The 21,721-nt window shown below is 54.0% G+C and carries 22 protein-coding genes; 14 read left to right on the forward strand and 8 right to left on the reverse strand.

Features of this window, described 5'->3' with window-relative positions:
• Window positions 1–84 precede the first annotated feature (84 nt).
• From ACI2KG_RS15395 to ACI2KG_RS15420, 6 genes are all read left to right on the forward strand, one after another.
• Complete coding sequence (locus ACI2KG_RS15395) at window positions 85–357, forward strand: hypothetical protein (protein ID WP_110765413.1); 273 nt, start codon at window positions 85–87, stop codon at window positions 355–357.
• A 45-nt stretch (window positions 358–402) separates the two neighbouring features.
• Window positions 403–678 carry a hypothetical protein gene (locus ACI2KG_RS15400; RefSeq protein WP_023383697.1) on the forward strand — a complete coding sequence of 92 codons (276 nt, stop codon included), beginning with the start codon at window positions 403–405 and terminating at the stop codon, window positions 676–678.
• Window positions 679–925: 247 nt separating this feature from the next.
• The gene (locus tag ACI2KG_RS15405) at window positions 926–1,225 is read left to right on the forward strand and encodes a hypothetical protein (protein WP_023383698.1); all 300 of its coding nucleotides are present in this window, start codon (window positions 926–928) and stop codon (window positions 1,223–1,225) included.
• Between the two features lie 197 nt (window positions 1,226–1,422).
• Complete coding sequence (locus ACI2KG_RS15410) at window positions 1,423–1,776, forward strand: hypothetical protein (RefSeq protein ID WP_023383699.1); 354 nt, start codon at window positions 1,423–1,425, stop codon at window positions 1,774–1,776.
• 46 nt (window positions 1,777–1,822) lie between these two features.
• A complete protein-coding gene (locus ACI2KG_RS15415) occupies window positions 1,823–2,047 on the forward strand; it encodes a hypothetical protein (RefSeq protein ID WP_041925831.1) in 225 nt (74 codons plus the stop codon).
• A gap of 986 nt (window positions 2,048–3,033) precedes the next feature.
• On the forward strand, window positions 3,034–3,948 hold the full coding sequence (locus tag ACI2KG_RS15420; protein ID WP_110765414.1) for a TniQ family protein: 915 nt from the start codon (window positions 3,034–3,036) through the stop codon (window positions 3,946–3,948).
• Between the two features lie 27 nt (window positions 3,949–3,975).
• Here ACI2KG_RS15420 and ACI2KG_RS15425 read toward each other — a convergent pair whose 3' ends face one another.
• Complete coding sequence (locus ACI2KG_RS15425; protein ID WP_082422064.1) at window positions 3,976–5,610, reverse strand: TnsD family Tn7-like transposition protein; 1,635 nt, start codon at window positions 5,608–5,610, stop codon at window positions 3,976–3,978.
• 629 nt (window positions 5,611–6,239) lie between these two features.
• On the opposite strand from ACI2KG_RS15425, the gene ACI2KG_RS15430 reads away from it, so the two are divergent.
• The 5 genes from ACI2KG_RS15430 to ACI2KG_RS15450 all read left to right on the forward strand — a co-directional run bounded on the left by ACI2KG_RS15430 (window position 6,240) and on the right by ACI2KG_RS15450 (window position 12,769).
• Window positions 6,240–7,202 carry a hypothetical protein gene (locus ACI2KG_RS15430; RefSeq protein ID WP_060519787.1) on the forward strand — a complete coding sequence of 321 codons (963 nt, stop codon included), beginning with the start codon at window positions 6,240–6,242 and terminating at the stop codon, window positions 7,200–7,202.
• Entirely contained in the window at window positions 7,199–9,208 is a 2,010-nt protein-coding gene (locus ACI2KG_RS15435; RefSeq protein WP_165961575.1) for a transposase, read from the forward strand. The genes ACI2KG_RS15430 and ACI2KG_RS15435 overlap by 4 nt, the downstream gene beginning before the upstream one ends.
• Entirely contained in the window at window positions 9,205–10,536 is a 1,332-nt protein-coding gene (locus tag ACI2KG_RS15440; protein WP_060519786.1) for a hypothetical protein, read from the forward strand. The genes ACI2KG_RS15435 and ACI2KG_RS15440 overlap by 4 nt, the downstream gene beginning before the upstream one ends.
• 264 nt (window positions 10,537–10,800) lie before the next feature.
• Complete coding sequence (locus tag ACI2KG_RS15445) at window positions 10,801–12,099, forward strand: HEPN/Toprim-associated domain-containing protein (protein WP_060519785.1); 1,299 nt, start codon at window positions 10,801–10,803, stop codon at window positions 12,097–12,099.
• Between the two features lie 193 nt (window positions 12,100–12,292).
• On the forward strand, window positions 12,293–12,769 hold the full coding sequence (locus ACI2KG_RS15450; RefSeq protein WP_060519784.1) for a DUF488 family protein: 477 nt from the start codon (window positions 12,293–12,295) through the stop codon (window positions 12,767–12,769).
• On the opposite strand, the gene ACI2KG_RS15455 is transcribed toward ACI2KG_RS15450, so the two are convergent.
• Complete coding sequence (locus tag ACI2KG_RS15455; protein ID WP_197864294.1) at window positions 12,726–13,466, reverse strand: hypothetical protein; 741 nt, start codon at window positions 13,464–13,466, stop codon at window positions 12,726–12,728. The two genes, ACI2KG_RS15450 and ACI2KG_RS15455, sit on opposite strands and share 44 nt — an antisense overlap.
• A gap of 503 nt (window positions 13,467–13,969) precedes the next feature.
• On the opposite strand from ACI2KG_RS15455, the gene ACI2KG_RS15460 reads away from it, so the two are divergent.
• Window positions 13,970–14,158 (forward strand): AbrB/MazE/SpoVT family DNA-binding domain-containing protein, encoded by a 189-nt coding sequence (locus ACI2KG_RS15460; RefSeq protein WP_060519780.1) that lies wholly within the window; start codon window positions 13,970–13,972, stop codon window positions 14,156–14,158.
• 105 nt (window positions 14,159–14,263) lie between these two features.
• On the opposite strand, the gene ACI2KG_RS15465 is transcribed toward ACI2KG_RS15460, so the two are convergent.
• The 6 genes from ACI2KG_RS15465 to ACI2KG_RS15490 form a co-directional block, all read right to left on the reverse strand.
• Window positions 14,264–14,719, reverse strand: coding sequence for a DUF411 domain-containing protein (locus tag ACI2KG_RS15465; protein WP_060519778.1), 456 nt, complete (start codon window positions 14,717–14,719; stop codon window positions 14,264–14,266).
• Window positions 14,709–15,491 carry a cytochrome c gene (locus ACI2KG_RS15470; protein WP_060519775.1) on the reverse strand — a complete coding sequence of 261 codons (783 nt, stop codon included), beginning with the start codon at window positions 15,489–15,491 and terminating at the stop codon, window positions 14,709–14,711. Before ACI2KG_RS15470 ends, ACI2KG_RS15465 begins: the two co-directional genes overlap by 11 nt.
• Window positions 15,492–15,501: 10 nt before the next feature.
• Window positions 15,502–16,617 (reverse strand): copper resistance protein B, encoded by a 1,116-nt coding sequence (locus ACI2KG_RS15475; RefSeq protein WP_060519774.1) that lies wholly within the window; start codon window positions 16,615–16,617, stop codon window positions 15,502–15,504.
• Window positions 16,607–16,930, reverse strand: a complete 324-nt coding sequence (locus ACI2KG_RS15480) for a hypothetical protein (RefSeq protein ID WP_019470286.1) — start codon at window positions 16,928–16,930, stop codon at window positions 16,607–16,609. Before ACI2KG_RS15480 ends, ACI2KG_RS15475 begins: the two co-directional genes overlap by 11 nt.
• Before the next feature lie 14 nt (window positions 16,931–16,944).
• Window positions 16,945–18,858, reverse strand: a complete 1,914-nt coding sequence (locus ACI2KG_RS15485; RefSeq protein ID WP_060519772.1) for a copper resistance system multicopper oxidase — start codon at window positions 18,856–18,858, stop codon at window positions 16,945–16,947.
• 181 nt (window positions 18,859–19,039) lie between these two features.
• Window positions 19,040–19,246, reverse strand: coding sequence for a co-regulatory protein PtrA N-terminal domain-containing protein (locus tag ACI2KG_RS15490; RefSeq protein ID WP_060519770.1), 207 nt, complete (start codon window positions 19,244–19,246; stop codon window positions 19,040–19,042).
• Window positions 19,247–19,411: 165 nt separating this feature from the next.
• On the opposite strand from ACI2KG_RS15490, the gene ACI2KG_RS15495 reads away from it, so the two are divergent.
• Together ACI2KG_RS15495 and ACI2KG_RS15500 are read left to right on the forward strand one after the other, a co-directional pair.
• Window positions 19,412–20,089: a heavy metal response regulator transcription factor gene (locus tag ACI2KG_RS15495; RefSeq protein ID WP_060519766.1), complete on the forward strand. Its 678-nt coding sequence runs from the start codon at window positions 19,412–19,414 to the stop codon at window positions 20,087–20,089.
• Complete coding sequence (locus tag ACI2KG_RS15500) at window positions 20,089–21,495, forward strand: heavy metal sensor histidine kinase (protein ID WP_060519764.1); 1,407 nt, start codon at window positions 20,089–20,091, stop codon at window positions 21,493–21,495. The genes ACI2KG_RS15495 and ACI2KG_RS15500 overlap by 1 nt, the downstream gene beginning before the upstream one ends.
• Window positions 21,496–21,721 lie beyond the last annotated feature (226 nt).

Below are 21,721 nucleotides of genomic sequence, written 5' to 3' on the forward strand. Positions count from 1 at the left end.
CTCGCCGGCACATCCGTTACACGCGTGCGTGAGCCATCTCCATGGGCAAGTTCAACCAGATTACCCTTCTGAGGAGTGCCACCCATGAGCAGCAACAAAACCGTTCCTGTCGCCGAGTACCGTCGTGCCTATGACCGTCTCCACCGCAAGGTCAATGACTACCATGCCTGCTGCAGTGCCGGTGAAGTTTCCCATTGGAAAGAGATGACCCAACGTGTTTTGGCTGAGGTCTCGAACATTTCGTGCTCGCGTGCGAAACCTGATGATGTCGAAAACATGGCCAAAGCGCGTGCGAGGGTCGAGGGCTACCTGGCCGCAGCCGACGAGCGAATCGAGGCCTACAAACGCGCTGCGTGACGTTTTCAATGCGAGCAAAAAAGTGATTATTGGCGGATGAGCAGTATGGAATACCTTCAATACACGCCGGCGCCGTCGGCACGCAGTGCTGATGTTCGCCGCATGCGTGCGGCATTGGCGAATGCAGGCTACATGGCCAGCGAGAACGATATCGAGCGTCTGTGGGATGACTACAGCTTCGCGAGACGCTTCTACAAGGCAGGTTGGTTTGATTTGCCCCAGGACGATGAGCAACTGCTGGAGATTCTGCTTGTTGGGTTCAAGGTGAAGCCTGTCCCCTACGACGATGACGATTCTATACAGTGGCCTTCGAACTGGTAGTACCTTCCGACAGGCCTGATCCCCTAACGCTGCACCACCCCGTTCTGCTCACGCAGTTCGGGGTTTTTTACACCTGCGCTTCCTGCTCAGGAGGGCAATGTCAGTGAGGGGCAACTCAAAGAGCCTGCGGCGATCGGCTGCTGATACCCGCAGCTTCGGCCGCGGGAGCTGCCGTCTGGGGTGGCTTATCAGGTGTTGTTGGCCATTCCTAGCTATACGGCCAACCCACTCCTTGAGGAAGAACCCAATGCAAACCATGCCCGTGACCATCGCCATGCTGCGCAACATTGCACCCGTTTCAGTGGGCGCCAGCCAGTTCAACGGAAAGCCAGTGTTCAAAGCCTACTCGAAGACCGTGGACCGCTATTTTGAGCTGCGCGGTGACGCCTCAACCAGCGATCACTATGCAGCACTGGTTGCCGAGTTCGGCGACGCAATCAGCAAGCCTGCGGCAGATCATGATGTCGAGCAATGCCCCCGGTGCTTCACCGATCTTGAAGTATTCCAGGTTGGCCTTTGCGACGACTGCCAAGCACTCGGTTGCTGAACCAATAACGTTTCATCCACCCGGCCCACGAGGCCGGGTTTTTTGTGCCTTGCAGATGGTGGGCAGGTAGTTCATTGTTGATTATAGTTGTCCTATAGTTTAAAAAAGAAGCTTCCCTCAGCCCTGCGTGGATGGGCCGAAGGTGGAAGGGGTCTGGATGACCAACTGTTGCCATACATAATTTTCGAGGACTCTGCATGCCTGATCCATTCGCACATCACCTGCGGCTTAAGCGCCCATGTGCGAACTGTCCATTTCTCAAGGAGGGAGCGATCGAGCTTGCGCCTGGGCGATTGGACGGGATTATTGAAGGGCTGATGGAGGATGATCAGAGTACATTCCAGTGCCACAAGACGGTCCACTCACGAAAAGGTGGTGAATGGGATGAAGACGGCAATTACAAGGCCTCGGGCCATGAAGCCATGTGTGCTGGTGCTGCGGCTTACCTGATGAAGAATAGAAGTCCCACGGTCGCCATGCGGTTTGCTTTTGCTACGGGAGCCGCAACGCCTAGTGACTGGGATGATGTAGCAGCTTCAATAATCGATTGAATCAGGCGGCATGCCGCCGGGCCTTCACAATTTCGGGTGCAAGAATTTGGAAAACGAAGTTCAACTCCAAGATCGTCCATTGACGCCAGACGAGTTCAGAAACCATTACAAGAAGCGGGGCTGGAACGGCCGTATGCTTGCCATTCGCTGGAAGAAAACAGCTGTATGGATCAGCAAGGTGGTCAACGATCCAGACCGTGATCCGCACTGGGATGACGCGGTCCGCGGCTTGCCAAAAATTGTGATCACCAAGAAGTCAAAGGCGAAGTAGGCGCGATCGGCACCGAGGATCCGCGCAGGTCTTGGCCGTCTGGCTCGTTATACTCCTGGCAGAATGAAAGTCGAATGAGGCGTATGTAATTGCGTTCCGCATCTCCCTGAGTCATGCAACGCAAGCCTCAGGAGATTGCACATGGGAACACTCAACTCGACCCCTACTGGTCCGGAGATGCCTCTCAAATTGTGGGGAGGAGAACAAGGCCAGCGGCTGCGTCGCGCCCAGGCACGTCACGAGAGAATGGTAGCCAAGGCGATCAACGGCAACGTATCTAGCCGCCGTCTCAAACAATTGGTCATGCGCTATGACCGGATACTTCTCGCCGCCGTAAAGCTCGTGCCTCGGTAGCAAGGAAGAATCACGACCATCAAAAAGCCTCAGCCATGCTGAGGTTTTTTTTTGCCCGCTGAAAGGCGATCGGCGCAGCTGCAGGGAGCCGGCGAGCTGGCTTATTCATCTCATCTGTGCGTTTACGATACATAACGCGTACGTGTAATATCAGCGACTCATATCCAGGAGCCCCTAGATTTAGGGAATTAAACCTGTCGCAAGGGAAATAAAGCTGTCGCGGGTAACCCTGTTCGTGACCAATCCGGGTTGGCGGGGTGCAGTGATGCACGCCGTTGTCCCGACTTGGAATTACGCCTCAGAATCTAATTGACAGGTGTGTCACGCTGTATAGGCTTGTAGTCGAGGACTGCAACTGCGCATCCGTTGGGACTGGGTACCAGCAAGGCCCCCCCGCAATTTCGGCAGCAGAGAATGCTGGTTTCTCTGAAGTAGTGACGACGGGCATAGCCGGTCGGATTCTGAACCCAAGGTCGCAAGGCTGGGAGTTAAAGGATCGCTGCGACTACTCCTCGAACCTTCCGAAAAGGCACCTTTGGGTGCCTTTTTTACACCTTATTTCTGGCAATGTTTGCTCAACCGCAACCTTTGAACGATGACGCGGGATCAGTCGCTGAGGGGCCAACCCATCCATGCTGTTGCGTATCCAACCTGATGAATCTTTGCGCTCATATGTTGACCGCAATTTGCTCGTGAATTTTATGGACTGGAGGGTAGACAGGTTACGATGGCTTTCTGAAGGGGAGATTACTCACCAAGCAGTTAAGGTGATCGCCTCAACGATGGGTTGGCAAGGATGCTATGGCTTCAACCGCTTGCTGCACGAACACACTCAATTGCCCCTGCAGTTTGTTATCAGGGATACCCGAGATGCCAGTTATTCTCGAACGGCGTATCTCAAACCCCGAATGGCGATTACTAATTCCGACTTGCACGCCTACTGCCCGGAATGCGTCAGGCAGGACGTGCAGGATTTGGGCTTTTCCTACTGGCGACGAAATTTCCCTGATCATGTGAGCGTGTGTGCCACACACAATGTGGTGCTGCTGTCCACTTGCCCATATTGCGATCAACCTTTCTCATCAAAAGGCCACAATCTCGATGTGATGTGGAGAAAGTGTTCTGGGCGACACCTCGGTAACGCAGAGAGCGTAATGAACTTGGATGAAGATGCTCTCAAACATGCTCGCTTCGTAGAAGCGCTATGCGCTTATGAATTCTCCATTTCAATCCATTCTGCAGTGGCCATTCTCTCCGATAAGTTGCGCAGCCTCAAGAAACTGACGAAGCGGATGAAATCTGAGCGGACAGCCATGATTGAGTATCTCGATCGGATTTCAAATAATTTGGAAGAAAAAAGATTTGAGAGTCCTGTTGTAAAGACGGAATTTTTCCCCGAAGAAATTTTGAAAATCGTGGTTTATGCCTATGAGACTTTCGATGAATTTGTTGTTGATTTGTACGAGTATGATAAAGATTTGATTCCTATTGAGTCTCTATGGCGAAATTATGGTAATGGTAGGTATGCGACCACTTGTCGGGAATAGCTGACTGAGCGTTGCTGCACTTGCATGTTAAGTCTTGGTCGATTGGGTAACAATTTCTAGTAGGTTTCGTGCTTCTGGGTAGCGATTCCTTTTTTCTAGGCACCGATGCAGTGTGGGCACCAACGCGAAAATATGACTAGCTCGAACAGGGAAATTCGTGGCCGAGTATTTCAGTCTTTGAATGCTCAATTCAATTGATTCGCATAGTTGCCTGTCGCGAGCACTCCAATCGATTTTTTGATTGTTGCCTACGCGACCACTTGGCATCCGCTTAGTTTGAGCCATCAACCAGTCATTATCGTTCCGGTATAGCCATTGATAGACCTTGGGGAGCATTGATCTCAGGCTTTTCGGACTGGCGTCTGGATTCATGCCGATGGCGCTAACCCACTCCGCACGGTGATTGTGTAGCAGTAGCTCCCTGCGCTGAGTTGTCCAAGCAGCCATCAGTAGAGGATCAGCACTTAGGATCCTGTTTATTGTAGAAACCGAAACGTCATATCGTTCCGCTATGGAATGTTTCTCCACTCCTTTGCCCAAGCAACCCAAGATTTGTTCCCGAAGCTCGGGTTTCAGCTTTTTAGGCTTCAGTTTTTTGAAGACTCTATCCCTGATTTCCTGACCTTTAAATCGGTGTGCTGCTTTATCGCCTACTGCTCGTCTTCCGTGGTCTGGAGACTGTACTGGGGTTTCCTGATCCCCTGGAGACTGAAATCTTTTTAACGCACATAAAAACGGCGCAAACTCGCCGAATATACAGGTGATCAAAATCAGATGTTTGAGCGGATGGGAGTAAACGCGCGGTGTACGGGTCAGACTCTGTATAAAAGTTTCAGCTCTCTTTGGAGTGGTCGGAAGCGAGGCCAGTGGAAGATACGGTTGCAGTTGTGAAGCGAACGAAGCTAGGTCTGCTTGGGCATCAAAGCATGCTTCTGTATTGACTGAGAGGCGACGAATAGCTTCGTTATAAGCAGCCGTGACATTTTCTGGACGAAATTGCTCAGAAATGCCTAGCTTGGCTAACTCAATCACTGAGTGTCCTAAACGCTTGAGGGTTTGTACCACTGTCGGGCATACGGGCTGCTCTGCAACGCTCGCTATTAGGTGCTCGGCAGGTAATACCCAGTGCGCAGAGTCCGACCACTGCCGGTTGGCCGAGCAAATCCTGATGAGAGTTCCGTGCTTAGGGCATAACGTGACGCCTGGATACTGATGGGACAGGTGCCAGTAGGCGACCCCATGATTGATACGGTCTTCCCTTAAACATTCGAGGCATGCTTTCAATGGGTGCTCTGCGCCAAAGCGACCGGTCACCAGACCCAGGCGATATTTTAAGGTGCCCAAAGAATTGTTTGAAACTGTATGAAAGACGTCGTCAATTCTTTCCTTGGATTGAAAAGGAAAAAACAACGGCAATATCGTATGTTCTGTAATGATGTTGAATGGGCTTCCCCATACTTCTTTGGCTTTTTGGGGCAAAGAGTTTAGTCTGCTAGGAAAGTCATGCTGCACACTACTTGATCCCTCACCAAATAGCCATGCAGTGGTGCTAGCCTTAGTAACGTGGCACATAAAACGATGCTGACGACAACAAATACTGAAAAAGGTCTCATCCGGTAGCCATCGAACGACAGGGACAGATGCATTTGCAGAATCAGCCATTTCCCTCACCAAACGCTTGTCGTTTTCAACATTTTATTTGATTGGGGCTAAACCCTTAAATTATCAGTTGAGATAAGGGGGTGAAGATATATATCCGATGGGTGTGAGGCGCACGGTTGATCTAGATAATGACCCAAGCTGGACAATTTTGAATCCAGTCGCGACCCAGAGAGGGATGACTTTTCAGTTGTCACCCTGTTAACCACGGCGGTAACATACCCTGCTAAGCGAAGCGCTTTAAAATGTGCACACAGATACGTGTACACCCAGCGAATCCATTGCAGATAGCTGCTAACTATGTCCTAGATTCTTAACACGTATGAATAATAAGGAAGTATTGAATGAAATCTGACTAGTTAATTAGCGCTAGAATTCAGATAGACAAAGGCCCAAGTGCGACCTTGGGCCTCTGTGGATAAGTCAGAATTTAGCGACCTGACCTTTCCATTGTCTATTCCGAACATGCGGGACGTCAAGTCCTGCAGGGCTTCGTTCATCCACAAGAAGGTGAGCGTTATCCACAACCCGCACTCTTGGGTACGCCCGGGAGGCAAGGGCTATAGGGGCATCCAGCAAATTATCCCCAGGCTGGATGACGATCCTAGGTCCGTAGACATTGGACTGTATTGATGACTTTGCAGGAGAGATTTGCCCTCATCAGGAGCCGACAAGCTCACTTCGCGTGGGGCGATATCTACACGCCTTCGATTTTAGCGGTTCCACGAGAAGCCCCTAAGGGCTCTCGTATCAGCAGAATGAATAGCCGGAAGCTCGGCCGTGCGATTCACTCGCTGTCCACCCCAGAAGCGGTGTTCGCACAGCTCGCGCTCTTCCATCCTCAGCTGCTCGATATTCACGAGCAGAAGATGCTGTGGCCATATCACGCCCCGCATCCATTGCACGGGCATCCACTCACCAAAGGACATTTTTCTCATCCTGTCACTGGGACGATGGAAATTGCCAAGCAAATTGGCTTCAAGCATCACCAGGTGGTGATTACCACTAAAGCTGGTAGCCGACAGAGAATGCCCTTTCCCTATCAGGGGGACCTTTTACTGTATTTGATGGGTTCAGATGGGAAACCCTACGCGGTCAATTGGACGGTGAAGGATCAAGCTCATGCCTTCAGCGAGAGGCGCTACTCAGCAGCCAAGACCCCTAATCAGCAAAAAAAGGACCGTGATCATGCTGAGCTACGCACAGCCCTAGAGCAACTGCATTACGCAAGCGGCGGTATCAGGACCGTGCAAATGTCTTTGGATCGTCTGGACCCGATCGTCATGGGCAATCTCGATCTGCTATTTCCGATGCATGGCTTGCCGCTGACCCACGACCCCGAGCTGCTCAGGGAGTTTAGCGCTGAGATTGAGGGCGCTGTGCATGCTGGGGCCTTGATCCACCCCATCATTTACCGGTATGCAGCCCGATGGGGTAAGCGTGACCAGTTTATTGCGAAGGTCTACCAAGACATCTGGGACCGAAAGCTGCCAGTAAATTTCTTCAAGCCGATTCTGATCGACCATCCTCTCGATACCGACGGTGGTGATCTGCTGGCAGCCTACGGCAAATTTTTCTTGGAGATTGAGCCGTGATCACGGGCGCTAGGTTATTTGCGCCTGAAGGTTATCGGAGCCTTGTCAAAGGCCACTATTACCATTTCCTGAACAGTGATGCGGTCCACAACCGGGTGCGCTTGGTGGAGTTCAGTGATCTAGCGAAAGACGTGCGCACCACCTTGATCACCCTCACAAGGTTCGAGTTCGAAGAAGCGCTCGAAGCGGGTGCGCTGCTGGCGTCAGGGGAGACGGACAAATTTCCGCCATGGCTGGAACCGATTAAGGGGATCGCAATTTCAGATCGTGAAACGAAGCGGGTTTCTGCTAAGGAAACCTACGACCAAAAGGTCAACCGCCGTTTTCTGGCTATCTCAGGCCTGATGGTTCGTCTCCAGGAGGTTCTAGCCAGTGACGATCCGGACGCTGTAATTAACGCTCATGCCAAAAGCCAGTCGCCTCAGCAAAATGCAGCTCGCTTGAGGTTGTGGTTCTACACTTACATTACTTTTGGACAAAACAAGTGGGCTCTCATGCCTCCCCTGCACCGCATCGGGAGGTGGGACAGGGAGGGGCCGGGGAAATTACGCAGGCTGGGCCGGCCATCACCCAATGGCAAAGAGTGGGGTTACCGGGCCGATAGCGCCATGAGGGAAAGAATCCTTTCTGCGTATCTTAGGTTCCGTTCCGCTGACAAAACATATAGTCAAGTTTACCGAAAAATCCTTACAGAGGAATTTGGTTGCGTTTCCGTTGAACGAAATGGAGTAGCATTTTTCATCAATCGTAAAGGGCACCCATTTCCAACTATTGACCAAGTGCGTTACTGCATCGAACAACAAGTTAGCGCTAAAGAGAAATCTATTGGCGTAAGAGGTAAACAAAAGACCCGCGACCAGAGCGGCAGTTTGGGCAGTTTCTCAGAACGCTTGACGAATCTAAATCAGCAGGTCGAGTTTGATGGTTACTACATAGTTGAAAAACTTTCGGGCCTGACAGAGGGTAGCCCCGTTGACGGATTTTGCGTCGTTCGTGCCGTGTGTGGATTGTCCGGAATGGTGGTTGGCATTGGATTTGCCGAAGGTAAAGAAACCAAAGAAGCTTATCGGATGTGTCTGTTTTCCATGGCTGTCGACAAAGTATGGTTTTGTGGGCTTTTCGGAGTAACCATCAAACCGGACTGGTGGCCCTGCGAAGGCTTGGCAGGTGGGCTGGTGTTTGATCGAGGTCCTGCAGCAGCCCTGGACACGGAGCCTGAGATCCACTGGCTAGGCACACTTGAAAATACGCCAGTTTTTTCTGGCCAGTCTAAAGCTACGGTTGAGTCATCGCACCCGCGAGCAAAATCCGACCTCGATCAACCCACCTATGTTCATAGCACACTGAATTTTGTCCAAATGGCCCGCAGGGAGATTCACCAAGTCCTGAAAGACAACCGGTCGTCTGACGCAAGTGGCCGCATGGAAACCGAAATGTATTGGTGCGGAATAAAGCCCACCCCGCTGGGTATCTGGAATTACTGGGACAGCCGCTTCCGTAATTCTGCAATCGGGATGCAGCAAGAGGTTGCCATAAAGAGCTTCCTGTCTGTGCACCCGGCCGTTGTACGTCAAGACGCAGTCTATCTGTACGGGCGCAAGTATAGGTCTGTTGATTTGATCAATACCGGGATATTTGATCGAGTTGCTAGGAGCAGCGTTATTGAAGTTGATGTATATGTACTGACTATGTGCGTTCGGCATATATGGATTGAGGTAGGAGGCACACTGTTCGAACTGGACTTTGTAACGACGCAAAGGACCGTTGACGGTGATCGGGACATATCATTACGTGATCTTCAGTCACTAGATGCCTTAAGGCGAAAATCTCAAACTTTGCTTCGTAATGAGATGCCGGCAATTCATCAATTTCACGATGATAGATTCAAAGAAGATACCGGTGAAGAGTGTAAAGGTGGCGTGAGAAGAATTGGTCGACCACCTAAATCGGCATCTGCGCAGCGAGATACAGATGACTATGATCGATTCCGAGGTAAAGCCAAATGAATGAGGCCATTGCGAGTTGGTTCGACGGCTGCCAAACGGCTGATCAGGTCCGCCAGATCATCACGCGTCGACCTGAGCCATTGGAAAGTCTGTACGAAATTGAACCTCGGTTGGCGGCAGAGGTGCTGTCTCAAGCATTGCGTGAATCGTTCATTCCCAACGCATTTACGATTGAGTTCATCCAGGAGATGGTGGGGCGCGCAGCGCTGCATGCGCGAGCATTGTTCTCTTCTGAGCGCGAGTACGCCCGAGGGCTCTATGAAGCACCTGCAGTCGATGCTGTGCCGGTGTGTTTTACAGGGCTTGCAGGGGTTGGGAAGAGCCAGACCATTGCTGCGCTGCGCAAGGTTCTGCCTGGCCCCGTTGATCTGTCCTGCGATCACTTCCAGGGTGAGCTACCGTTGCGGTCGCATTGGTATGCAAGCGCCCGAGGTACCACCAATGCTAAGGCCCTTCTTCGAGAGTTCGTTGAGTTGCCTCTGTCGCGACTGACCGTTGCTGAGCTGCTGAGTGAATGCCGGCGTAGGGCGAATCGTGATGGGGTATCGTTAGTCATCCTGGATGAAATGCAGTACATCCAAAAGGGGCTTGGTGCAGCGAAGGTTACCGATATCCTCTTGAACATGGCTGGTATCGGTCCGCCAATGGTCTACGTGTGCAATTACAGCTTGGGTCACAAGTTGTTTGAGAGAAACAATGAGGATCAGCAGCGCTTGCTGACGGACCCAAGAATCATGCTTCCCGATGAGCCTGGCAGTTCCGACTGGAAAGCTTTCATTGATGAATGTGTTCGCGTGGGCAATGGCGCGATTCGCGGTAATCAGGGTGAATTGGCAAGGGAAATTTACCGTTGCACCTTCGGTATCAAGCGCCTGGCGGTGGAGTTGTTGAAGCAGGCGTACATTGAGTGCCGCAGTGCAGGCCGTCATGCGGCCTCCCTTCAAGACATCGGCCATGCTTACCGCTCAGCGGCTTACACGTCCAGTGCCAAACAGGTCGAACACCTTCAAAAATTGGCTCTGGGTGGTCGGGTGTCCAAACAGCATCCAGACCTGCGGTGTCCGTTTGACCTGCCAGCCGCGTTCACGTCCAACGTAGTGAAATTTGCGCGAGCTGAACGGCAGGACCGAGTCACCCAGAAGGTTTTCGACTCATCGCTCACTGCGTCGGAACGATCTGTAAAAAAGCAACTTGATGCCTCAGCGAATGCTCTGCAGAAGCCGACTGCGCGCCCGCGGCGGACTCCGGTTGAGGAGCTCTCCGAGGAAGAGCAGGCCAAAGCTTTCTTTGCCTTGATGGAGGACGACAAGGACCCCAAACCCAAGTGATGGTGTGGCGAAGAATTCCGTTCGCGGGCCCTATGATTGCTGGCGTGTAAACCTATTTTTTTCACTGTTAACCAGAGTGGTTTACAGTGAAAAAAACAGGTTTACACGCCTGAGTTAGCGAGGGGCAGGTACACCAGGATAGAGCACCTGAGCTCGGATGCATCTCCGACGCCGCTGAAATGTGCTATCACGTGCCAGTACAAGCATGTCCAGATTCGCGTCATGCATTGGCGTTAGACAGTTAACTCCAGGTACAAAGATCTTATGAGCACACCAATTACGCTGTCTGTGGGTAGCCTCGATCTCACATACAACACTGGCTATATGGGCATGGATCACGGGATGCTCTATCAAGAGTCCGACCGCCAGTACCGTCGGCACGAGGGCATCGACTACGACTACGCTCATAGCCCTGAAAGTCTGGAGCAAATGGAGCTGTGTTTTTGCCGGACACTTGGTTCGATGGTGTCACGGTTGGAGCTGCTCGGATACACATTGGCGGCGGTGAGGTCGGAATACGAAAATCAGGTCGTGCTCGACAGAGACCAGTTCGAGGAATACCTGCCAGGTGAGCGTCGATCCGACCGTTTGACTTTCGATCAATTTATCGACTTCATCAAAGCGTACGCATTGCGAGACCTAAAAAGCGACTATGTCGCCAGCTACGATTCCGATCATGCACAGGGCCGGGGCCGCTTTGCGGCTGATCCAGCGGCATCTCTACTCCCGACGGGAGTGTTTGATCGAGACATCGGAGGCTACTCCGAGCGCAGCCATTTCGGCTCAATGTTAGGATTTCTGAGCCCATATGCAACTCTGCGAATCCTTGCCGAAAACCCCGCTAATCTAGGTGAAGATGTCGTCTGGGATTACGGCAATTTTGTGGATGCAGGATGGGCTAAAAATGAGGATTTCATTGGGAACGCACGTCGGACCCAGACCTATTTGATAGCGACTGAAGGCACTTCTGATACCCACATTCTGAAGCGGGGTCTGGCGCTGCTCCGCCCGGACATCGAGGATTTTTTTCGATTCATTGACATCGAGGAGCGTCACCCATTTTCCGGTACAGGTAATCTGTCCAAGTTCGCCGAGGGACTGGTCAAAATTGATGTTCACAATCGCGTGGTCTTCCTGTTCGATAACGACGCCGAAGGAGTGGATACCTATAAAAATCTACTCAAACGCTTTCAATTCCCAGTGAACATGAAAGCTATGGTTCTTCCTGACTTGGACGAGCTGCGCGAGTTTCCGGCGAAAGGCCCGTGTGGTGTTGCCAACGCTGACATCAACGGCTGCGCGGCCGCTATCGAGTGCTATCTCGATCTCAATCTTAAGGGGCGACCCCCAGCGCAGGTGACCTGGACGAATTACAAGGAGTCGTTAGGTATTTATCAGGGCGCCCTCGATTTCAAAGATAGCTACGCAAAGGCGTTTTATGAAACCACTCAGGAGGATGTTGAATCAGGTGTGTATGACGCGAGTAAGCTCCGATCCGTGATAGCGGCGCTTCTTGAGGAATGCACTGGTTTGGCTGCTGCGATGCTCTATTCGAAGTCCTAAACCTCAATAGCCTCTCGGCGAAGGCGCTTCCACCTAACGCGGACCGAGATGATTTCTGGCCCCTACCATCCGCTCGTCGCTACCTCTTGGAGATGGCCATCCATCCAATGCCCATGGGGTACAGCATGGCTAGAATGGTATAGTCTCTCATTTATTTGCAGAACAGCCGCAGGAAGCCGCTGGGAGATTTCACATGGCGATCTACACCGCAGGCTATGAAGGGTTGTCTATCGACGCCTTCATCGCTCGTCTTAAGCAAGCTCAGATCGACAAGGTTCTGGACGTTCGCGAGTACCCTCTGTCCAGAAAGCCTGGTTTCTCCAAGAAGGCTTTCGCCCAGTGCTTGGCGGATGCAGGAATTGCCTACGAGCATTCCCCTCCCTTGGGTTGCCCAAAACCGATTCGAAACCGCTATAAGGTCGATGGCGATTGGGGGGTCTATGCGCGCGACTTCAGGGCTTACATCCGTACCCGGATGGACCTTCTGGAGAACCTGACAGCTGATGCCTCAAGCCAGCGCATTTGTATGGTTTGCTACGAAGCTGACGCGAATTTTTGTCACCGCAGCCTTATCGCCGAGGCTGCGAGTGAATTGGATTCATCCCTGGATACGCGGCATCTGCCTCTCAAAATAGAGAAATTTGCTGATTTGCTTCGGGCGGTTGCTTAGGTGGATAGATGAGACTGATGATAAGCCACTGTTGCGGAAATCGATGAATCGTTCCCATTAGAAGCATAAGATCTTTTCCTGGTAACTCGACCTCCAGCTTCTGTCGAAACGGCGCTTCCCAGCCGTTAGGCCCATGAGCTCGGCGCATGTTTCTGTACAGCTGGCTTGCCTCCCAGTCTACGATCTTGTGCTTATAAATCTTTACCTCACCATCAAGTACTGACTCATAGCTGTAGTAGAAATCGAAGGGCACCTTCTCTAGGCGCTTGATGCTGGCTTTGACATCGTCCTGATCGAATAAACCGGGCTGGCGCTGCAGTCTCTCCAGTTTTTCAAGCTCCTCATCAGTCCAGCTTTCTGACGCGGCTTTACGGATCTCTAATCCAATAATTCGCTCAGGCTTGATCAAGCCGAGCGTGACATTGGAATTCTGTCGAGCCTGCTCCAGAGCCTCAAAACTGTCGTAGATGGGCAGCTTGCTAAGCATTTCCCTCCTTCGAATCCACGCTTTCGAGGTTGGAATAATGTCTTGGGGCTGAATCGTATCCACGCCAATCTTATGGCTTTCAGGTCGGTGATCGTTGGAGCTTTTTTCGATGGAGGCTTCGATCCACTGCCACTTTGAAAATCGTTGATCATCAGTGACCAGGCGGAACGGTACAGGGTAAAGACGGATCAGATTGCCTGCCTCGTCCATCCCCGCAACGCACGAAGTCTCTGTATAGGCAGCGCTGGGTGACGGGTATGTTTTGCATAGGATTAGTATGCGAGCTTTCCTTCTCATACAGGCACGTCCTTATTGTACTGCTGATACTGTAGCGACCAGAGCGTAAACTGGCCATATGATATCGCCCTGTCCCGACAAACCTCATCCATGTGCGGCTGCCACTGAGCGTCATCACCAAGAGCGAGCAATTCAGGCATAGCTGCTGCTAGGGATTGCCTAACCGGGCTGCACCGCAGAAAGATTGAACGCAGCTTCGGCACGAACTTGCCGTCCGATTGAAGCGGACGAGCTACGCACCGTTTGGGGTTGCGGCCCCTTTCGATGTTCGTCGATGGGATCTAGCTCAGTCGCAAGGGGCTTCCGGCGTACTGAACACTCCAACAAAATGGCATTTGCAAAGCTGCTTGAGCAAATCACCGCTTGCATGGCTGCTGGAGTATGATGGGGACTGGTAGCTCTGGCAGGAGAGCCCAATGACTGAATCAGCGCGCACCACGGTAAAGTGCCTGGATCCCGGCGACGGCTCCGGCGATGTGATTGTGGAATTACCTGACGACATTCTGCGCGAGCTCGGGGTCACGACGGGCGACAGACTCTCCATAGAGCTCATCAACGGCGATATCGTACTCAAGCCAGTCCGCGAGCGCCGCGAATCTGATTAGCTACGCGTTGCAGGCCCTCTGTGTCGTCGTGTTGAGCTGATGAAGCTTTCTAGCGGGGATACATGGGACGGCAGTCAGCCTACTGCCGTCCTTCTGGTCGGTGCGTTATTTGGCTGGATAGTTGGCGACTACTAGGTCCGCGCCGCTTTTGGTTAACCCAATGACTTGGTAGGCATGGCTTACGCCATCAACCTCCATGCCTGGGGATCCAGCTGGCATTCCTGGCACGGCGATCCCGACCAGATCGTTCCGCTCCTTGAGTTCTCGAATCTGCTCAGCTGGCACGTGACCTTCAACAAACTTTCCATCAATCACGGCTGTGTGGCAGGACGCTAACCGTGGCGCTACGCCCAGCTTCTGTTTCACTGCGCTCATGTCCGTCTCAATATGGTCGGTCACTTTGAAACTATTGGCTTCCAAGTGCGCGATCCATTTCTTGCAGCAACCGCAGTTCGCGTCTCGGTGAACGTCGATGGACAAAGGCTCGGCAGCGTAGGCCGCTGAGGTCACCAGCAGCCCAGCGATAGCGGCTAGACGAACGAGTATCCGGTTAGTTGGCATGAGTGTGCTCCTTACCGTCTTTGTGAACATGCGTCTTTGTCGACGATTTCGGGTGGGCGTCCGAATGGGCTTCGGCCGCATTGTGGTCACCGTGATGATCTGCCGCTTGGGTGGCGCCTGCGGGTGGAGCTCCATGGTCGTGAGCTGCCTGGGCATGATCGTTGTCTGCCGCTTCGTCGTGATCGCCATGCTCGGCATGCCCGCTCCCGCCGTGCTGGCCCTCATGGTTATGCATATCGCTTTCGCCGCCGCCGTGCTGATGGCCACCGCTCGTGGCCACCAAAGCCTTGTACTGCTCGGGATTCATTTCGGGAAGTTGATCCAGGAACGCGACTATTCCCCAGATGTACTCATCACCCATGCTCTTGCCCCAAGCGGGCATGCCGGTGGCTTTGATGCCGTGCTTGATCGTCCAGAATGCGGCAGCCGGTTCGCCTCCGACACCCACCTTGGTGAGGTCAGGTGGCGACGGGTATAGCGCTTGGCTAAGTTCTGTCTTTCCAACGCCAGGGGCGAGGTGGCACCCAATGCACATGGCGTTGTAGTTGCCTGCGCCTGCCTTGATCAACGCAGCGTTCTTCAGGTCAGGCACTTCAATGTCTCGCGCTCGAACCTCAATCGACCGGTCGCGAGCCATGGCGAGAAACGAATGGACAGCCGGGAAGTGAGGATCATCGGCGCCGACATTCACCAAGCCGAAATACGCGGTGCCCAATACCGCAGCACTTCCGACAGCACCGGCCACAAGCAGCGTTGTAATTGTTCTTTTCATGTTGGAATTCTCAGAACCACATCCTGATACCGGCAACGAAGCGTGCCTCATCAACATCTCCACCCTCGTCTCGGATGAAGTCAGCGGTGTTGCCGTAGGAGCGGCTCCAGGTAACGCCTATGTACGGGGCAAACTGGCGGACGATTTCATACCGTAGACGCAGCCCGACTTCGGTATTGGCCAGACCCGATCCAACACCGCGCTCAGGATCGTTCTTGCCATAGAAGTTCGCCTCGGCCGTGGGCTGCAAAATCAAGCGATTGGTCAGCAGGATGTCGTATTCGCCTTCAAGACGCGCAGCAGTCTGGCCGTTCTCGCCGATGAACGCCGTAGCTTCGGCCTCGAAGTCATACAAGGCCATGCCCTGAATACCAAAGGCTGCCCAGGTCTGCGGTGATTCCGGTTTGAAATCCTGACGGACTCCGGCGACCACGTCCCACCAAGGACTGACCGAGCGCCCGTATAGCAGTTGCAGCTCAGCGTCTTCGGTTACCCCATTGGTGCGCTCGCCTTCCGAGCGAACCCAGAGTCGATTGATGTCGCCGCCTACCCAGCCTGATGCGTCCCAGGCCAGGGTGCTGCCCTCATCGGCGTCTTGGTATTCGAGCTGGTCCAACAGGAAGAAGCTGTTGATTCCGCTGTCGTGCACCTGGTGGCCACCCAAAGGCGGAAAGGCTGCCTCGCGGTCGGCATCAGTGAGCACTGGAATCGGCGTGCGACTCGTTGTGGTCGGAGAAATCGCTGAACCATGATTCATCTGGGAATGGTCCATGCCCTTCATCGAACCGTGATCCATGCCCTTCATGTTTCCATGGCCCATTTTGCTGTGGTCCATCTTGCTATGGTCCACCGGGCTGGATTTGCTCTGGCTTTGAGCATGCTCCATCTGGCTGTGATCAACAGGGGCAGGCTGTTTCTGCTGTTTGCTCACCCCCATCTTGCTGTGATCCATCGCCGGCATCGATTCGGACGGAACAGCATCCATTTGCATGGAACCGTGCCCCATTTTCGAATGATCCATGCCCGAGTGATCCATTTCTTCAGCGGCGAAGCTGGGCGTTACGCCCAGCATGCCGATTGAAACAGTCAGGGCCAGCAGCGAAGGCCGCCCAAGGCTATTGACCATCTTTCCCTGCCTTAGCTTTGTCGCTGCCATGCGATTCCATCATTTTGTCGTGGTCCATGCCTTCCATCGAGCCATGGTCCATCCCCTTCATCGAGCCGTGGTCCATACTTTCCATGGACCCATGGTCCATGCCTTCATGGTTCATCCCCTGACCCTGCTTGTCCTGCGAACCTTTGGCTTTACCGGCCTCGGTAGATTTCTGGGAATGCTGATCATGGTTGTCGCTGGACCACGACGACGGGGCATAAACAGCCAACATGCCGACCATCGCAGCAGAGAGGAAAAAGGCGCTTCGTTTCATTGGTTTGCTCATCTCAAATCTCCAGCTCATTCGTCCACACGGACTTCTCGGAACATGCCCATTTCCATGTGGAACAGTAGGTGACAGTGATAGGCCCAACGTCCCAAGGCATCTGCGGTGACGCGATAGCTTCGTTTTGAGCCAGGTGGCATGTCGATGGTGTGCTTGCGAACCATGAAGTTGCCGTTCTCGTCCTCCAGATCACTCCACATACCGTGGAGATGGATGGGGTGAGTCATCATGGTGTCGTTGACCAAGGTGATGCGAAGACGCTCGCCATATTTCAACCGCAGCGGTTCAGCATCAGAGAATTTGATACCGTCGAACGACCACGCGAACTTCTCCATGTGGCCGGTAAGGTGCAGTTCGATTGTGCGTCCAGGCTCTCGACCATCGGGATCGATGAAGGTGCTCCGCAAATCGGCGTAGGTCAGCACTCGGCGCCCGTTGTTGCGCAGGCCAATTCCCGGATCGTTCAGCTTCGGGGTCGGCGACATGGTCTGCATATCGACCAACGGGTTGTTTGTCTCGGAAGCCGGATGGCTCTGCATTGCACCGCTCATGCCGGCCATGCCCTCATGACTCATCCCAGCCATCGTGCTGTGATCCATGCCGGCCATGTTGCTATGGTCCATTCCAGCCATCTTGCTGTGGTCCATGCCGGCCATGCTGCTATGGTCCATTCCAGCCATCTTGCTGTGGTCCATGCCGGCCATGCTGCCATGGTCCATCCCAGCCATCTTGCTGTGATCCATCCCGGCCATGTTCCCCTGGTCCATGCCAGCCATGCCGCCGTGATCCATTCCGCCCATGCTGCCGTGGTCCATGCCCATATCGCTCATGGCGATGATCGGGCGTGGATCTACCTCCGGCACGGGCGCTTGCAAGCCTTCACGAACTGCCAGGGTGCCTCGGGAGTACCCGGTACGGTCCATGGATTGCGCGAAGATTGTATAGGCCTGCTCGTTTTCAGGTTCGACGATGACATCGTAGGTTTCGGCAACGGCGATCCGGAACTCATCGACCGATACGGGTTTGACGTACTGGCCGTCGGCAGCCACAACCGTCATCTTGAGCCCAGGAATCCGGACATCGAAATAGGTCATGGCCGAGCCGTTGATAAAGCGCAGGCGGATCTTCTCGCCGGGCTTGAAGATACCCGTCCAGTTGCCGTTCGGAGCCTGGCCGTTCATGAGGTAGGTGTAGGTATACCCGCTCACGTCAGCGAGGTCGGTGGGGCTCATCTTCATTTCAGCCCACATCTTCCGATCCGCTACAGCGGCCGACCAGCCTTTCTCGCTCACATCGTCAACGAAGTCGCTAACAGTGCGCTTGTGGAAGTTGTAGTAGTCAGATTGCTTCTTGAGTTTGGAGAGCACCCGCGCCGGGTCTTCATCCGTCCAATCGCTGAGCATGACGACGTAATCACGGTCGTACACAAACGGCTCCGGATCCTTGGCATCGATCACCAACGCCCCATAGACCCCGGACTGTTCCTGGAAGCCTGAGTGGCTGTGATACCAGTAGGTGCCGTTCTGGTGGACCTTGAACTTGTATTCGTACATGCCATCGGGAGCGATGCCGTGGAAGCTCAAGCCCGGCACACCGTCCATGTTGGCGGGCAGGATGATGCCGTGCCAGTGAATGGAGGTGTCTTGTTTCAGCCGGTTGCGTACGCGCAGTGTCACGGTGTCGCCTTCGCGCCATCGCAGGATCGGCCCTGGCACCGAACCGTTGATGGCCATGGCCGTGCGAGCTGCACCCGTGATATTGACGGGGAGTTCGCCGATATACAGATCGAAGTCCGTGCCGCTCAGCACGTTCGGTTGGCCAGGGCTGGTCACGGCCCAGACCGGCGCGCGCCACATGCCGAGCCCACCCAGAAGTCCGGTAGCGGCCAGGCCTTTGACGAAAGATCGTCTCGTGGTTTTGCTTTGCATGCCGTTGCGTCCAGTCAGGTAGATCGCTGATATCCAGGCTGCTCGATGGGGCAGCCCTTGGGTTCATTGGAGCTCTCACCAGTCTCGTAGACTTTCGTCACTGCGCGAGGCTGATGAGAGGCCGTAGTCTGAAACTGCCATAGTTCAGATTCCGGGGTGATTACATTTCTGTAAGCTGGGATCAGCAGCTTTCGTGGCCGGCATGCTTGCTGGACTGGGCGGCAACTGGCGCCTGCTCTTTCTTCTCCTGCGCAACTTGGAATGCCTGCATGGAGCTTTGGCGAGCCGCTTCCATCCGCGCAAAGGTCCGGTCCGCGCCGCCCTCTGCCAGGGCGATGCCTGCCATGCCGAAGGTAACGACCATCACAATTGCTTTGACCATGTTCATCTGGAGATCCTCAGTGGGTTCTGCGCCTCATGGCGTCAGGTACAGGGTCAAGTTAGCTTCGCGGTGCTGTCAGAAAACTGATCTCGACATTACTTTTCCGTCAGCTTCTGGTTGGGCGTCTTTTTTCCTGCAAACTGGAGATGCACCCCGCGTGGATGAGAGCAGATGAAATTACTCGTAGCCGAAGATGAGCCAAAAACCGGTGTCTACCTCCAGCAAGGTCTGACAGAAGCTGGCTTCACCGTTGACCGGGTGATGACAGGCACTGACGCCCTGCAACAGGCACAGAGCGAAGCGTATGACTTGCTGATACTCGACGTGATGATGCCGGGGCTCGATGGCTGGGATGTCCTGCGCAAGATCCGTGCGGCGGGTCAGGATGTGCCGGTTCTTTTCTTGACGGCCCGAGACGGCGTAGACGACCGCGTGAAAGGTTTGGAACTGGGCGCTGATGACTACCTGGTGAAGCCCTTTGCGTTCTCGGAGCTGCTGGCTCGGGTTCGCACGTTGTTGCGCAGAGGCAACGGTGGTGCTGCTCAAACCACCATGAAGATGGCAGACCTTGAGGTAGACCTGCTCAAGCGTCGAGCTACGCGAAACGGCAAGCGGATCGACCTTACCGCAAAGGAGTTTTCCCTGCTGGAGCTGCTCATGCGCCGACGCGGCGAGGTGCTCCCCAAGTCGCTGATCGCTTCTCAGGTCTGGGACATGAACTTCGACAGTGACACCAACGTGATTGAGGTAGCGATTCGCCGACTGCGGGCCAAAATAGATGACGACTTCGCGCCAAAGCTCATCCATACCGCCCGAGGCATGGGCTACATGATGGATGTGCCCGAGTGATGCGCCCGCAATCATCGCTCGTCAAGCGACTGACCCTGATGTTCATGTTCGCAGTGACTGCTGTCCTGGTGGTTGCCGGGGTGGCTTTCTACGGGCTCAGCCAGCACCATTTCCGGATGCTGGATGAGCAGGCGCTTTCCGAAAAGCTGGAGTCAACGCGTCATATCCTGTCCATCTCAGCAGCGCGAGGCGGGCTCCACGATCAGGAGCAGCAGCTGCGGGCATTGCTCGGCGCACATCAGGATTTGTCGGCGAAAATCACCAAGGCTGACGGTACGGTCCTGTTTTCAGACCCCAAAGCCTCCCAAATTCCCCAGCGGTTCGAGCAGGCGCACCGGGGTGCGGTCTGGGAATGGCAGGATGAATCGCAGAACTTTCGCGGCATTACCGCCCAGCTGACCATTGCAGGCGAGCCGGAACCGGTGACGGCCGTGCTGATGCTCGATGTCACCACTCACGCCCATTTCTTTGTCACCCTGCAATGGTGGTTCGGAATTGGCCTGGTGATCAGCGCGATTGTAAGCGCAGGCTTGGGTTGGGTCGTGGCCAAGAGTGGGCTTCGGCCTGTTGGGCAAATCACCAAAGTGGCCACCGGGATGTCGGCAAGATCGCTCCGCGAGCGCATTCCCCTGGAGCCCGTGCCGCTAGAGCTTCAGGAGCTCATCCTGTCTTTCAACGGGATGCTGGGACGGTTGGAGGATGCATTCGTTCGGTTGTCCAACTTCTCTGCCGATATCGCTCACGAGTTGAGAACGCCAGTCAGCAACCTTCTGACCCATACTGAAGTGGTGCTCACCAAGAAGCGTGACCTGGATGCCTATGAGGAGAACCTCTATTCGAACCTGGAAGACCTCAAGCGTATGTCGCGCATGATCGACGACATGCTGTTCCTCGCCAAGGCGGATAACGGTCTGATCGTCCCTGAGCAGATTGATGTGGAGCTCTCCGACCTCGTTTCCAAGCTGTTCGAGTACTACCAGTTCCTGGCTGAGGATCAAGGCATCCAGCTGACCCTACACGGGCAGGGTAAGGTTCGTGGCGATCGCCTGATGATTGACCGAGCGCTTTCCAACCTTCTATCCAACGCGTTGCGCTACACCCCGGAAGGTAACGAGATATCAGTGCGAATCGAGCAGACGCCTGAAAGCGTGACGCTTTCCGTGCGTAACAGCGGGGTAATCATCGATTCCCAGCACATTGGCAAGATCTTCGACCGATTCTATCGAGCCGATCCAGCCAGGCGCGAAGGCGGCCCAAGCAATGCAGGCCTGGGTCTGTCGATAACCCGCTCTATCATCGAGGCTCATAGCGGACGAATCTGGTGTACTTCAGCGGAGGGTGTCACAACCTTCTTCATCAGTCTCCCAGCCTCTAAGCGGTGGGTTAGTGCAGCCCCAACCCCTTAATGCTGAACTCATCCCGGTAATCTATACTCGCCCATCATGAATCGGTTCATTCGACTGCTCACCATCCTGATGCTTATCGTGGCGCTTCCGCTTAACGGGATGGCGGGCATCGATTCGGCGACTGAACCTTGCCCAATGCAGACCATGGGCATGGAAATGATGGCGGGTATGGATCATGACTGCTGCCAGGACCAAGACCTGGGCAAGGCCGGCGATCACGCCAAAT

This window comes from Pseudomonas sp. NPDC089407 (assembly GCF_044900445.1).
In the GTDB taxonomy this organism is placed as follows: domain Bacteria; phylum Pseudomonadota; class Gammaproteobacteria; order Pseudomonadales; family Pseudomonadaceae; genus Aquipseudomonas.

What these genes read in the sequence shown, in the direction of transcription:
- ACI2KG_RS15455 (WP_197864294.1), bottom strand. Translation starts at nt 13,466, where the DNA reads ATGGACGAGGCAGGCAATCTGATCCGTCTTTACCCTGTACCGTTCCGC.
- ACI2KG_RS15460 (WP_060519780.1), top strand. Translation starts at nt 13,970, where the DNA reads ATGACTGAATCAGCGCGCACCACGGTAAAGTGCCTGGATCCCGGCGAC.
- ACI2KG_RS15430 (WP_060519787.1), top strand. Translation starts at nt 6,240, where the DNA reads ATGACTTTGCAGGAGAGATTTGCCCTCATCAGGAGCCGACAAGCTCAC.
- ACI2KG_RS15485 (WP_060519772.1), bottom strand. Translation starts at nt 18,858, where the DNA reads ATGCAAAGCAAAACCACGAGACGATCTTTCGTCAAAGGCCTGGCCGCT.
- ACI2KG_RS15500 (WP_060519764.1), top strand. Translation starts at nt 20,089, where the DNA reads ATGCGCCCGCAATCATCGCTCGTCAAGCGACTGACCCTGATGTTCATG.
- ACI2KG_RS15400 (WP_023383697.1), top strand. Translation starts at nt 403, where the DNA reads ATGGAATACCTTCAATACACGCCGGCGCCGTCGGCACGCAGTGCTGAT.
- ACI2KG_RS15495 (WP_060519766.1), top strand. Translation starts at nt 19,412, where the DNA reads ATGAAATTACTCGTAGCCGAAGATGAGCCAAAAACCGGTGTCTACCTC.
- ACI2KG_RS15395 (WP_110765413.1), top strand. Translation starts at nt 85, where the DNA reads ATGAGCAGCAACAAAACCGTTCCTGTCGCCGAGTACCGTCGTGCCTAT.
- ACI2KG_RS15410 (WP_023383699.1), top strand. Translation starts at nt 1,423, where the DNA reads ATGCCTGATCCATTCGCACATCACCTGCGGCTTAAGCGCCCATGTGCG.
- ACI2KG_RS15425 (WP_082422064.1), bottom strand. Translation starts at nt 5,610, where the DNA reads ATGGCTGATTCTGCAAATGCATCTGTCCCTGTCGTTCGATGGCTACCG.
- ACI2KG_RS15490 (WP_060519770.1), bottom strand. Translation starts at nt 19,246, where the DNA reads ATGAACATGGTCAAAGCAATTGTGATGGTCGTTACCTTCGGCATGGCA.
- ACI2KG_RS15480 (WP_019470286.1), bottom strand. Translation starts at nt 16,930, where the DNA reads ATGAGCAAACCAATGAAACGAAGCGCCTTTTTCCTCTCTGCTGCGATG.
- ACI2KG_RS15465 (WP_060519778.1), bottom strand. Translation starts at nt 14,719, where the DNA reads ATGCCAACTAACCGGATACTCGTTCGTCTAGCCGCTATCGCTGGGCTG.
- ACI2KG_RS15440 (WP_060519786.1), top strand. Translation starts at nt 9,205, where the DNA reads ATGAATGAGGCCATTGCGAGTTGGTTCGACGGCTGCCAAACGGCTGAT.
- ACI2KG_RS15450 (WP_060519784.1), top strand. Translation starts at nt 12,293, where the DNA reads ATGGCGATCTACACCGCAGGCTATGAAGGGTTGTCTATCGACGCCTTC.
- ACI2KG_RS15420 (WP_110765414.1), top strand. Translation starts at nt 3,034, where the DNA reads ATGCTGTTGCGTATCCAACCTGATGAATCTTTGCGCTCATATGTTGAC.
- ACI2KG_RS15470 (WP_060519775.1), bottom strand. Translation starts at nt 15,491, where the DNA reads ATGAAAAGAACAATTACAACGCTGCTTGTGGCCGGTGCTGTCGGAAGT.
- ACI2KG_RS15475 (WP_060519774.1), bottom strand. Translation starts at nt 16,617, where the DNA reads ATGGTCAATAGCCTTGGGCGGCCTTCGCTGCTGGCCCTGACTGTTTCA.
- ACI2KG_RS15405 (WP_023383698.1), top strand. Translation starts at nt 926, where the DNA reads ATGCAAACCATGCCCGTGACCATCGCCATGCTGCGCAACATTGCACCC.
- ACI2KG_RS15445 (WP_060519785.1), top strand. Translation starts at nt 10,801, where the DNA reads ATGAGCACACCAATTACGCTGTCTGTGGGTAGCCTCGATCTCACATAC.